An 11,148-nucleotide genomic window follows, 5' to 3' on the forward strand; every position below is an offset into this window, starting at 1 on the left:
CGCGATAGCCGCGTTGGGCGTAGAATCAAACTTTGCCGTTTAGCCAGGATTAGCCTTTGAAAAACGCTTTCGCCATTGTAACCTTGTCCGCCCTGATGGCCACGCATGCCATGGCACAGACGCCTGTCGCCCCTGCCGATGCCGCGGCCAGCCCCTCTGCGTCCGCGACCGCCGCGGCGCAGGAAGAGGGCACCGAGTCCAAGGTGGACGCCAAAGCAGACGCCAAGGCGGATGGCTTGCCCAAGGTCGAATTGAGCAGCGACCTGCTGTACAAGCTGACCCGCGCGGAAATGGAATTCAAGAGCGGGCAGTGGCAAGGGCCGTACGTGACGATGATGGTGGCGGCGCAGCAGACGCGCGATCCGCGCCTGGCGCGCCGCGCGTCCGAAATGGCGCTGGCCGCCAAGCAGGGCAGCGAAGCGCTGGCGGCCATCCGCCTGTGGCGCGAGCTGGCGCCCGACTCGGACGAGGCAACGCAATTCTTCCTTGGCTTTGTCGTCCTGACCGACAAGATCGAGGAAGCGGAACCGATCTTCGCCGAACGCCTGGCCAATGCGCCGGGTGGCGCGCGTGGCGTGGCCCTGTTCCAGATGCAGCAGATTTTGTCGCGCTCGAATGACAAGCTGTATGCCTATTCGATGATGACGCGCCTGGTGCAGCCTTACCTGGACATGTTCGAAGCGCATCTGGTGCTGGCGCAGGGCGCCTTGTCGCTTGGCGAGCGTGACCGCGCCATCCGTGAAGCGAACAAGGCGCTGGCCATCAAGCCGAACTCCGAACTGGCCGCGCTGACCCTGGCGCAGGTGACGGGCGAACCCGAGGCGGCAAACAAGGTGCTGGCCACGTTCCTGCAAAAGAATCCGGACGCCGTCGAAGTGCGCGGCGCGTATGCGCGCCTGCTGGTCGAGCAAAAGCAGCTGGAGCCGGCGCGCGAGCAGTTCCTGCTGCTGCTGAAAAGCCAGCCCGATAACGTGGGCGCTCTGTATGCGCTCGGCATCGTGGCGCTGCAGCTGGAAGACACCAAGGGCGCGGAGCAGTACTTCAAGCGCTTCCTGGCCGTGCTGGAGAAAAATCCTGGCGATACGCGCGATCCGTTCAAGGCCCTGATGATACTGTCGCAGATCGCCGAGACGCGCGGCGACACGGCCGGCGCCATCGCCTGGCTCGACAAGGTCGACAACAGCGCGTCGGCCGGCTATGTCGAGGCGCGCTTGCGCCGCGCCCAGCTGATCGCCCGCGGCGGCAATCTCGATGCGGCGCGCAAGGCGCTGACGGAAATCGAAACGGACGATCCTGCCAGCCAGGCGCAGGTGCTGCTGGTCGATGCGCAATTCCTGCGCGACGCCGGCTACGTGCAAAGCGCGTACACGGTGATGGAAAACGCCTTGCTGCGTTTCCCCGACAATCCGGAACTGCTGTACGACTACGCCTTGCTGGCCGAGCGTCTGGACAAATTCGAGCTGATGGAAGCGAGTCTGCGCCGCGTGATGGCGCTGGCGCCCGACAACCAGCACGCGTACAACGCGCTCGGTTATTCGCTGGCCGAACGGGGCCTGCGCCTGGAAGAAGCCCATGCGCTGATCGAAAAAGCGCTGCAGATGGCGCCCGGCGACCCGTTCATCATGGACAGCATGGGCTGGGTGCAGTTCCGCATGGGTAACCTGGCCGCGGCGGAAAATGCGCTGCGCCGCGCCTATGCCGTGCGTAGCGATCCGGAAATCGCCGTCCATCTGGGCGAAGTGCTGTGGCAGAGGGGCGACAAGGCCGAAGCGCAAAAGCTGTGGCGCGAGGCGCAAAGCAAGGACCCGAAAAACGATGCGCTGAAAAGTACGCTGGCGCGCTTGAATGTCAGTTTGTGATTGAATCGATTAACTAAACTATAAAACCAGCGCCATGGCGCTGGTTTTTCCTTGTGCCCATGTTGAAAAAACTCCTCCCTCTCACGCTCGTCTGCCTGTCCCTCTCGGCCTGCTCGACCCTGACTTCCCCATTCTCGTCCGGCGCCGCGCCATCCGGTCAAACCGTCGCGCCCTACCGCGACCAGGTCGAGCTGACGGGCCGCCTGAACGTCGTGTACCAGAAGGATGACAAGCCGGAATCGGCCACCGTCAATTTCAACTGGCAGCAGACGGCGCAGCGCACGGACGTGACCCTGTATTCGCCCGTCGGCAGCACGCTGGCGACGATCGCCGTCACGCCGCAGCAAGCCGTGTTGACGCAAAGCGGCAAGGCGCCGCGCAGCGCGCCCGATGTCGATGCCCTGAGCGCGCAGCTGCTGGGCTGGTCCTTGCCCGTGTCGGGCTTGCGCGACTGGCTGCAAGGCCATGCCGTGGGCGCCGACGGCAAGCGCTTCGTCGCTTCGCCGGCCAACGACAGCGTCACCACCAAGGACGGCTGGCGCTTGCGCTATGTGTCGTGGCAAGATGCGTCTGACAATACACCGGGCGCCTTGCCCCAACCGCGGCGTATCGATGCCGAACGCAATGCCAGAGCGCAGGCCGACGCCGTCTCGCTGCGCATCGTGCTCGATGCCCCATCTGCTCAAGCACAATGACGTTGACTACCCTGAATAACTGCCCGGCCCCGGCCAAGCTGAACCTCTTTTTGCACGTCAACGGCCGCCGCGCCGACGGCTACCATCTGCTGCAGACGGTGTTCCAGTTGCTCGACCATGGCGACACCCTGCACTTCACGCTGCGCGACGACACGGCGATCCGCCGCGTGACGGAACTGGCCGGCGTGCCGGAGGAGCAAGACCTGATCATCCGCGCCGCGACACTGCTGCAGGCCGAAGTGCTGCGCCGCACGGGCGCCTTGCCGCGCGGCGTCGATATCGCCATCGACAAGGTGCTGCCCATGGGCGGCGGCTTGGGTGGCGGTTCGTCCGATGCCGCGACGGCCCTGATGGCCTTGAATCGCCTGTGGCAGGCGGGTTTGACGCGCGAGGAATTGATGGCGCTGGGCTTGCCGCTGGGCGCCGATATCCCGTTTTTCATCTTTGGCGAGAATGCCTTTGCCGAAGGCGTGGGCGAAGCCTTGCAGCCCGTTGCCACGCCCGAGCGCTGGTATGTCGTGATCGAGCCTGGCGTACAAGTGCCGACCGCCGCAATTTTTTGCGCGGAAGGCTTGACGAGAAATACCGAACCCGTCACAATAGCGGACTTTTCCAGGCACCTCGCAGAAGGAAACGATGCGGGCGGGTTTGGTAAGAATGATTTACAGCAAGTGGCATGTAGTCTTTTCAAGCCGGTAGCAGATGCGGTAGAATGGCTGGGTGCTTACGGTGAGGCCAGGATGACTGGCTCCGGTGCTTGTGTTTTTAGTGCGTTTGGCAGTCAGGAAGAAGCGGATGCGGTGCTCAGCAATGTGCCACCAGTCTGGATCGCCTGGAAGGCAAAAGCGCTGAATCGCCACCCGATGCTCACCATGTTGTAGAGAGCAAAAAAAGATTTTGCTTAGCGTCAAATAGTCGGTATAATACTGGCCAACATGACGGCAAGCAGTCAGTAACGTAGGGGAATCGCCAAGCTGGTTAAGGCACTGGATTTTGATTCCAGCATGCGAAGGTTCGAATCCTTCTTCCCCTGCCACCATTTCACCGTAGTCTGTCGATGCGAAGTTGGCGTCCAGTACGGGAAAAAGCAGATGTGCCGCCACGCGGCATATTCTAAACATGACTGACCGGGCCTATGCCCGGTTAGTGCTTTTCAAGACTTCTATATCACCTCTTGGGACTCCCATGGCTTACGAAAACCTGATGGTTTTTACCGGCAACGCGAATCCAGCGTTGGCAGAGGGGGTCGCAAAAAACCTCGGCATCCCTCTCGGTAAAGCAAACGTTTCGAAATTCTCCGACGGCGAAGTAATGGTCGAGATTAACGAAAACGTACGCGGCAAGGATGTTTTTGTTTTGCAATCCACCTGTGCTCCAACCAACGACAGCCTGATGGAAATCATGCTGATGGTTGATGCCTTGAAACGTGCTTCCGCTGGCCGCATCACCGCCGCCATTCCTTACTTCGGCTACGCCCGCCAAGACCGTCGTCCACGCTCCGCGCGTGTGGCGATTTCGGCCAAGGTGGTGGCGAACATGCTGGAAGAAGCCGGTGTCGAGCGCGTCCTGATCATGGACTTGCACGCCGACCAGATTCAAGGTTTCTTCGATATCCCAGTCGACAATATTTACGCTTCGCCAATTTTGCTGGGTGACCTGCAAAAGAAAAACTACCAGGATCTGCTGGTGGTGTCGCCGGACGTCGGCGGTGTGGTACGTGCGCGCGCCCTGGCAAAACGCCTGGGCTGCGACCTGGCCATCATCGACAAGCGTCGTCCAAAAGCGAACGTGTCCGAAGTGATGAACATCATCGGTGAAGTCGAAGGCCGCAACTGCGTGATCATGGATGACATGGTCGACACGGCAGGCACGCTGACCAAGGCTGCCGAAGTGCTCAAAGAGCGCGGCGCGAAAAAAGTCGTGGCGTATTGCACGCACGCGGTGCTGTCGGGCCCGGCGATCGACCGTATTTCGGCGTCGCCACTCGATGAGCTGGTCGTGACCGATACGATCCCACTGTCCGAAGCGGCCCTGGCCTGCGGCAAGATCCGTCAATTGACGTGCGCGCCGCTGCTGGCCGAGACGTTCAAACGCATCATCAAGGGTGACTCCGTCATCTCGCTGTTCATCGACTGATTCGATCAGCAGTAACAGACGTAATGCCTGCGGCGCGACCGGCTTTTTGCCTGTTGCGCCGCAGTGTTTTAATTTTCGGGGTGTTTTGCACCCCATTTCCGAGGATTCCTGGTCGCGGGCATCCTCATAACACAAGGCGCAAGCCTTGTTCTTCTTGGAGTTTCACATGAAAGTTATCGCATTTAAACGCGAATTGCAAGGTTCCGGAGCGAGCCGCCGCCTGCGCATTTCCGGCCAAACCCCTGGTATCGTCTACGGTGGCGCTGAAGCCCCTGTGCTGATCTCGCTGGATCACAACGCCCTGTACCACGCGTTGAAAAAAGAAGTGTTCCACTCGTCGATCCTGGATCTGGAAATCGACGGCGTTTCCCAGCAAGTTCTGCTGCGCGACTTCCAAGTCCACGCATACAAACAACTGGTTCTGCACGCTGACTTCCAGCGCGTTGACGCATCGCAGCCTATCCACGTGAAAGTGGCTCTGCACTTCATCAACGCTGACGTTTCCCCAGCAGTCAAACTGCACGGCGCGACCATCAGCCACGTTGCCAATGAAATCGAAGTAGCTTGCCTGCCAGGCAAACTGCCAGAATTCATCAACGTTGATCTGTCGAACATCGACGTCGGTCACTCGCTGCACGTTGGCGACCTGGTTCTGCCAGCTGGCGTGACCGCTGTCACCCACGGCGCCAACCTGACCATCGCTACCGCTTCGGTACCGGCTGGCCACGTTGCTGCTGAAGCCGCTGCAGCTGAAGTTGTTGCTGACAAGAAGTAATTTTGCCGCCGCAGCAATGCGGTAGTCGCAAGGAAAAACCCGCCAGGTTCGCCGCGCGGGTTTTTTTCCGCCTGTTTTCACCGATAATGCTTTCTTTTACATTGCAGACACAGCCATGCCCATACGCCTGATCGTCGGCCTCGGCAACCCGGGACCCGAATACGAACAAACCCGCCACAATGCCGGCTTCTGGCTGGTGGACAATCTTGCCAACAGCTTGCCCGGCACGCGCCTGCAGCGCGACTCGCGCTATAACGCCATGCTGGCCAAGACCTCCATCGGCGGCAACGAAGTCTGGCTGCTCGAACCGCTGACCTTCATGAACCGCTCGGGCCAGTCCGTGGGCGCGCTGGCGCGCTTCTTCAAGATCGCCGCCGATGAAGTGCTGGTCGTGCACGACGAACTCGATCTGATGCCCGGCATCGCGCGCCTGAAAAAGGGCGGCTCGGCCGGTGGCCACAATGGCTTGAAAGACATCACGGCCGCGCTGGGCACGCAGGATTACTGGCGCTTGCGCTTGGGCATCGGCCATCCGCGCACCCTGAGCCTGCAGCAGCAGGTGGCCGACTTCGTGCTGCACCGCCCGCGCCGCGAAGACCAGGAACTGATCGAGCAAGCGATCGACAAATCCTTGCAGGTGATGCCGCAGATCGTCGAAGGCAAGTTCGAAGCCGCGACCATGAAACTGCATACGGCCTAGTTATTTTCCTGCCTGGCCGAAGCCGGCCATGATGGTTTTCGCCATCTGCTGCTGGCTGGCCTGGGCGCTGCTGCCTTCGCCCGCGTTGGCGGCGATCAGCAAGCCGTCGCCGCTGCCGGGCGCCAGCGCGATCAGCGCGTGCCAGTAGCCGTTCGAGCCCAGGTGGGTGAGCACACGCTGCGGCGCTTGCGGTGGAAAATGCATCACGCCCCAGCCCAGGGCTGCATTCGTGTCGCCCTGCGCCGTGTGCAGCAAGACATACGTTTCCCGTTTCAGCAGCTTGCCCTTGCCTTGTTCGCCGTGCAGTTGATCAAGCGCAAACTTGGCCCAGTCTTGCATGCTCAGGTGAATCTCCCCATCGGGCGCCATCATCAGCGGATTGCTGGCCATCAAGCCGGCAATCGGCTTGTTCTCCTTATGCCCCAGATTTTGCCCGCGCACGGTGGGGCCGAACGCGGCCCGCATGCCCAGCGGGCCGAACACTTCGGCCTGCATCAATTCCTCATACGTCTTGCCCGTGGCCTGTTCCGCGATGGCGGCGGCGATCATGGCGCCGCTGTTCGAGTAATGCGATTCGCCGCGCGGCGCGGCCACTGGCGCGTCGGCCAGCGCGCGCTGCGCGTATTCCTGGCGCAGCAGCGGCAAGGGGCGCGTGTCCGCGTAGGTGGAATTGATCCATGCTTCATCGGGATTGGGCGGCAGGCCGGCGCGGTGCGACAGCAGATCCATCAGGTTGACGTCGCGGTACTCGGCGCGCATGCCGCCGGCCAGCGCGGGCAGCATGCGCGACAGCGGCGCGTCCCACGACAGCACGCCCCGTTCCACCAGCCGCGCGATCAGGGTCACCGTCATGGCCTTGCCATCGGAGCCGATATTCCACACATCATCGGCGCGCACGGCATCGTGGCCGTCATTGGCGCGCACGCCAGCTTGCGCCTGCGCATCGATCTTGCCGTCGCGAATCACGAGTATGGTCATGGCCGGCACGCTCTTGTCGGCCAGCGCCTGCTGCAGCATGGCGTTCACGTCATGGGCGCGGGCGGTGCCGCTGAGCAAAAAGGCGGTGCTGCAAACGAGCGAGGCAAGCAGGGTTTTCATGGTGTCTCCAGTCGATAAGGGTGATGGAACATGCTAAAATGTTCGCAAAACATGATTTAATTATTGTTTTACGATAATTTATTCTAACGGCACTAGCCGCTTTCGTATACTTTTCTTTTAACTATGAAAAAAAATCAGACGGCGTCCGCGGCGCTGAGCCGGCGCGTGCGCTACGGCGTTTCGGGATTCTTTGTCTTGTACCTGCTGCTGACGGTGCTGGGCTGGCTGGCGCCCGCGCCGGCCGTGCAGGGAGCCGTCGGCAACGCCGGCATGTATGAGCTGTTGCTGCAATTGCAGAGCCAGCCATTCGAGCGCCTGGCCGCCATGCCCTTGTGGCAGCGGGGACTGGGCCTGGCGCTGGCCTTGCCGGCCTTGTGCGTGCTGGGTGACGCCGTGCGCCAGCTGGCCGCGGTCTTGCGCCAGTTCGAGCAGGGCGTGTTTTTTACGCCGCAGGTAGCGCGGCACTTTCGCCGTTTCGCCGGCGGCTTGCTGCTGGGGACGGTGCTGACTTTGCTGGAACCGACCGTGCGCGGCATGCTGTTCGGCTTGCTGGAAGAGGGGACGAGCCAGTTGCGTCTGGTCATCGACATCACGGGCGGCGACCTGTGGACCTTGCTGCTGTGTTCCGTTTTCTTTGCGCTGGCGCAAATCCTCCATGAAGGCCAGCGATTGGCCGATGAAAACAGCGGGTTCATCTGATGGGTATCGTCGTGCGCCTCGACCTGGTACTGGCCAGGAAAAAAGTGAAATCGAAGGAACTGGCCGCCTTCATCGGCATCACGGAACAGAATTTGTCTCTCTTGAAATCGGGCAAGGTGCGCGGCGTGCGTTTCGATACCCTGTCGAAGATTTGCGAAATGCTCGAATGCCAGCCCGGCGACATCCTGGAATTCGATGCGTCGCAGCCGGACGACGGGGATGGCGGCAGTTAGCGGCACAGAGGGCGGTTTTTTTGAAGAGTAGGGTGCATAGAGGTACAATTGACCCTTACGAGCATTAATACAGCAAGATTATCCAGAAAACGCCGGTACAGGCCGTTTTTGCACCAGCCGCTTGCCGGCAAAATTGATTAATTAAAGGTTTTCCATGAGTCTCCAATGCGGTATCGTCGGCTTGCCGAACGTCGGCAAGTCCACCCTGTTCAATGCACTGACGAAAGCCGGCATCCCGGCTGAAAACTATCCGTTCTGCACCATCGAGCCGAACGTCGGCGTTGTCGAAGTGCCGGATCCGCGCATGGATGCGCTGGCCGCCATCGTCAAGCCGGAACGCATGGTCAACGCCATCGTGGAATTCGTCGACATCGCCGGCCTGGTGGCAGGCGCATCGAAGGGCGAGGGCCTGGGCAACCAGTTCCTGTCGCACATCCGCGAAACGGACGCCATCGTCAACGTCGTGCGCTGCTTCGAAGATGATAACGTCATCCACGTGGCTGGCAAGATCAACCCGCTCGACGATATCGAAGTCATCCAGACCGAACTGGCGCTGGCCGACATGGGCACCGTGGAAAAAGCCATCCACCGCGAAAACAAGAAAGCCCGCTCGGGCGACAAGGATGCGGCCAAGCTGCTGGCCATCATGGAACGCATGATGCCTTACCTGAACGACGCCAAGCCCGTGCGCGCCATGGGCCTGGACGCCGACGAAATGGAACTGATCAAGCCGCTGTGCCTGATCACGGCCAAGCCGGCCATGTTCGTGGCCAACGTGTCCGATTCGGGCTTCACGGACAACCCGCTGCTGGACCAGTTGACGGCCTATGCGCAATCGCAAAACGCCCCTATCGTCGCCATCTGCGCCGCGCTGGAAGCGGAAATCGCCGACCTGGACGATGCCGACAAGGGTGCTTTCCTGGCCGACATGGGCATGGAAGAGCCAGGCCTGGACCGTCTGATCCGCGCCGGCTACAAGCTGCTGGGCCTGCAAACCTACTTCACGGCAGGCGTGAAGGAAGTGCGCGCGTGGACCGTCCCCGTGGGCGCCACGGCACCGCAAGCGGCCGGCGTGATCCACACCGACTTCGAACGCGGCTTCATCCGCGCGCAAACCATCGCCTATGACGACTTCATCGCCTACAAGGGCGAAGCGGGCGCCAAGGAAGCGGGCAAGATGCGCGCCGAGGGCAAGGAATACGTGGTCAAGGATGGCGACGTGCTGAACTTCCTGTTCAACGTCTAATTCCCGACCCGCTCCCGTACGGAGCCACTACGAACCCTGCAAGTCATTGATTTGCAGGGTTTTTTATTGCCCGGATGGCCCAGCGGGCGCGTGATATGGTTGCGGCTGTCCTGTTTTTCACTATATAATGAGAATAATTCTCATTTATAATCCGATGCGCCTGTTCTTGCCGGCCGTTGGCGACAGGAAGGGTATCGTGAGCACCGCCGAGTTAGCGCTTCAGCAGCAAGTCAGCAGTCTGTACACCGACCACCATCACTGGCTGCGTGGCTTGCTGCGCCGTAAACTCGGCAATGCCTTCGATGCGGCCGACCTGGCGCACGACGTGTACCTGCACCTGATGAAGACGGGCAGGGTGCCGCCGGCCGGGGAGTCGCGCCGCCATCTGACGCAGATCGCCAACGGCATGGTCATCGACCTGTACCGCCGCCGCCAGATCGAAACGGCCTACCTGGAAGTGCTGGCCCTGGTGCCCGAAGCGCTGGCGCCGTCCGAGGAAGAGCGCGCGCTGGTGATCGAGGCGCTGACGGAAATCGATGCGGTGCTGCACCAGCTGCCCGCCAAGGCACGCAAGGCCTTGTTGCTGTGCAAACTCGATGGCCTGAGCTACCGCGACATCGCCACCGAATTGCAGGTGTCTGTCTCGTCCGTCGAAAAATACATCGCCGCCGGCCTGCTGGCCTGCTACCAGGCCATGCACACCCAAGGCGCCTGAACCATGGATGTGGTGATTGCACCGGCCATCGTGCAGCAGGCGGCCCAATGGATGGCGCGCCTGTGGTCCGATGACGCCAGCGACGAAGACCGGGCTGCCTGTGCCCGCTGGTGCGCCGCCCATCCGCACCACGCCATCGCCTGGCAGCGTTTGCAGGCGTTCGAGGGCAAGCTGCACAGCGTGCCGCGCGACGCGGCCCGGCACGCGCTGCGCGAACCGGCGCCAGCCGCCTACCTGAACCGCCGCCGTGCCCTGAAACTGCTGGCCGTGCTGCTGCCCGTGGGCGGCATGGCCTACATGCTGCGCGGCACGGATGCGTGGCAAGTGGCCACGGCAGGGCATGGCACGGCCACGGGCGAGATCCGCGAGATGACCTTGCCGGACGGCACGCGCATGATGCTCGCTTCCGCTTCCGCCATCGATGTGCGCTTCGATGCCAGCGAGCGCTTGCTGATCCTGCGCAGCGGCGAAATCCTCGTCACGACGGCGCACGATCCCGATCCGGCCCAGCGGCCTTTCCGCGTGCAGGGCCGCCATGGCACGGTGCAGGCACTGGGCACGCGTTTTACTTTACGCCAGGACGAATACACGTCGCGCGTGGCCGTCTTCGAGGGTGCCGTCGAGGTGCGCCTCGCGCATGCGCCGGGCCGTCCCGTGCGCATCGACACGGGCCAGGGCGCCGTCTACTCGGCCGACATCGTGCAGTCTGGCGCACCCGCGTCCGCCAGCGCCGCGGCCTGGGTCAAGGGAGTGCTGGTGGCCGACAATATGCGCCTCGATGAGCTGCTTGCGGAACTGGCCCGCTACCGCCCCGGCCTGCTGCGCTGCGACCCGGCCGTGGCCAGCCTCACCGTCAACGGCGTGTTTTCCCTGCGCGACACGGACCGCGCGCTGCACAACCTGGCGCTGGCCTTGCCCGTGCAAATCGTTGCGCGCACGCGCTACTGGGTGACCGTCCAGGCCGCTGCCTGACAATTTCGCGGACCCGATTG

The 11,148-nt window shown here is 62.0% G+C and carries 12 protein-coding genes and 1 tRNA gene; 12 read left to right on the forward strand and 1 reads right to left on the reverse strand.

Annotated elements, in window-relative coordinates; translation table 11 throughout:
• The first annotated feature begins 56 nt into the window (after nucleotides 1-56).
• The 7 genes from SKZ59_RS14710 to pth all read left to right on the forward strand — a co-directional run bounded on the left by SKZ59_RS14710 (nucleotide 57) and on the right by pth (nucleotide 6,165).
• Entirely contained in the window at nucleotides 57-1,859 is a 1,803-nt protein-coding gene (locus tag SKZ59_RS14710; protein ID WP_319992156.1) for a tetratricopeptide repeat protein, read from the forward strand.
• Between the two features lie 59 nt (nucleotides 1,860-1,918).
• A complete protein-coding gene (locus SKZ59_RS14715) occupies nucleotides 1,919-2,554 on the forward strand; it encodes an outer membrane lipoprotein LolB (protein ID WP_319992157.1) in 636 nt (211 codons plus the stop codon).
• Nucleotides 2,551-3,435: a 4-(cytidine 5'-diphospho)-2-C-methyl-D-erythritol kinase gene (ispE, locus tag SKZ59_RS14720; RefSeq protein WP_319992158.1), complete on the forward strand. Its 885-nt coding sequence runs from the start codon at nucleotides 2,551-2,553 to the stop codon at nucleotides 3,433-3,435. The genes SKZ59_RS14715 and ispE overlap by 4 nt, the downstream gene beginning before the upstream one ends.
• A 78-nt stretch (nucleotides 3,436-3,513) precedes the next feature.
• Nucleotides 3,514-3,590 (forward strand) — tRNA-Gln (locus SKZ59_RS14725).
• A gap of 149 nt (nucleotides 3,591-3,739) precedes the next feature.
• Nucleotides 3,740-4,690 carry a ribose-phosphate pyrophosphokinase gene (locus SKZ59_RS14730; RefSeq protein ID WP_034753270.1) on the forward strand — a complete coding sequence of 317 codons (951 nt, stop codon included), beginning with the start codon at nucleotides 3,740-3,742 and terminating at the stop codon, nucleotides 4,688-4,690.
• A gap of 166 nt (nucleotides 4,691-4,856) precedes the next feature.
• Nucleotides 4,857-5,465 (forward strand): 50S ribosomal protein L25/general stress protein Ctc, encoded by a 609-nt coding sequence (locus SKZ59_RS14735; protein WP_035824067.1) that lies wholly within the window; start codon nucleotides 4,857-4,859, stop codon nucleotides 5,463-5,465.
• A gap of 115 nt (nucleotides 5,466-5,580) precedes the next feature.
• Nucleotides 5,581-6,165 (forward strand): aminoacyl-tRNA hydrolase, encoded by a 585-nt coding sequence (gene pth, locus SKZ59_RS14740; protein ID WP_034753275.1) that lies wholly within the window; start codon nucleotides 5,581-5,583, stop codon nucleotides 6,163-6,165.
• Here the strand turns inward: pth and SKZ59_RS14745 are convergent, their stop codons facing one another.
• On the reverse strand, nucleotides 6,166-7,263 hold the full coding sequence (locus SKZ59_RS14745; RefSeq protein ID WP_319992159.1) for a serine hydrolase domain-containing protein: 1,098 nt from the start codon (nucleotides 7,261-7,263) through the stop codon (nucleotides 6,166-6,168).
• Nucleotides 7,264-7,386: 123 nt separating this feature from the next.
• On the opposite strand from SKZ59_RS14745, the gene SKZ59_RS14750 reads away from it, so the two are divergent.
• The 5 genes from SKZ59_RS14750 to SKZ59_RS14770 all read left to right on the forward strand — a co-directional run bounded on the left by SKZ59_RS14750 (nucleotide 7,387) and on the right by SKZ59_RS14770 (nucleotide 11,128).
• A complete protein-coding gene (locus tag SKZ59_RS14750) occupies nucleotides 7,387-7,962 on the forward strand; it encodes a DUF2975 domain-containing protein (protein ID WP_319992160.1) in 576 nt (191 codons plus the stop codon).
• The gene (locus SKZ59_RS14755) at nucleotides 7,962-8,195 is read left to right on the forward strand and encodes a helix-turn-helix domain-containing protein (RefSeq protein WP_034753279.1); all 234 of its coding nucleotides are present in this window, start codon (nucleotides 7,962-7,964) and stop codon (nucleotides 8,193-8,195) included. Before SKZ59_RS14750 ends, SKZ59_RS14755 begins: the two co-directional genes overlap by 1 nt.
• A gap of 154 nt (nucleotides 8,196-8,349) precedes the next feature.
• Nucleotides 8,350-9,441, forward strand: coding sequence for a redox-regulated ATPase YchF (gene ychF, locus SKZ59_RS14760; RefSeq protein WP_034753282.1), 1,092 nt, complete (start codon nucleotides 8,350-8,352; stop codon nucleotides 9,439-9,441).
• Between the two features lie 196 nt (nucleotides 9,442-9,637).
• Entirely contained in the window at nucleotides 9,638-10,156 is a 519-nt protein-coding gene (locus SKZ59_RS14765) for a sigma-70 family RNA polymerase sigma factor (protein ID WP_319992161.1), read from the forward strand.
• A 3-nt stretch (nucleotides 10,157-10,159) separates the two neighbouring features.
• Nucleotides 10,160-11,128, forward strand: a complete 969-nt coding sequence (locus SKZ59_RS14770; RefSeq protein ID WP_319992162.1) for a FecR domain-containing protein — start codon at nucleotides 10,160-10,162, stop codon at nucleotides 11,126-11,128.
• Nucleotides 11,129-11,148 lie beyond the last annotated feature (20 nt).

This window comes from Janthinobacterium sp. GMG2 (assembly GCF_033949445.1).
In the GTDB taxonomy this organism is placed as follows: Bacteria; Pseudomonadota; Gammaproteobacteria; order Burkholderiales; family Burkholderiaceae_D; genus Janthinobacterium; species Janthinobacterium aestuarii.

What these genes read in the sequence shown, in the direction of transcription:
- SKZ59_RS14715 (WP_319992157.1), top strand. Translation starts at nt 1,919, where the DNA reads ATGTTGAAAAAACTCCTCCCTCTCACGCTCGTCTGCCTGTCCCTCTCG.
- ispE (WP_319992158.1), top strand. Translation starts at nt 2,551, where the DNA reads ATGACGTTGACTACCCTGAATAACTGCCCGGCCCCGGCCAAGCTGAAC.
- SKZ59_RS14730 (WP_034753270.1), top strand. Translation starts at nt 3,740, where the DNA reads ATGGCTTACGAAAACCTGATGGTTTTTACCGGCAACGCGAATCCAGCG.
- SKZ59_RS14735 (WP_035824067.1), top strand. Translation starts at nt 4,857, where the DNA reads ATGAAAGTTATCGCATTTAAACGCGAATTGCAAGGTTCCGGAGCGAGC.
- pth (WP_034753275.1), top strand. Translation starts at nt 5,581, where the DNA reads ATGCCCATACGCCTGATCGTCGGCCTCGGCAACCCGGGACCCGAATAC.
- SKZ59_RS14745 (WP_319992159.1), bottom strand. Translation starts at nt 7,263, where the DNA reads ATGAAAACCCTGCTTGCCTCGCTCGTTTGCAGCACCGCCTTTTTGCTC.
- SKZ59_RS14750 (WP_319992160.1), top strand. Translation starts at nt 7,387, where the DNA reads ATGAAAAAAAATCAGACGGCGTCCGCGGCGCTGAGCCGGCGCGTGCGC.
- SKZ59_RS14755 (WP_034753279.1), top strand. Translation starts at nt 7,962, where the DNA reads ATGGGTATCGTCGTGCGCCTCGACCTGGTACTGGCCAGGAAAAAAGTG.
- ychF (WP_034753282.1), top strand. Translation starts at nt 8,350, where the DNA reads ATGAGTCTCCAATGCGGTATCGTCGGCTTGCCGAACGTCGGCAAGTCC.
- SKZ59_RS14770 (WP_319992162.1), top strand. Translation starts at nt 10,160, where the DNA reads ATGGATGTGGTGATTGCACCGGCCATCGTGCAGCAGGCGGCCCAATGG.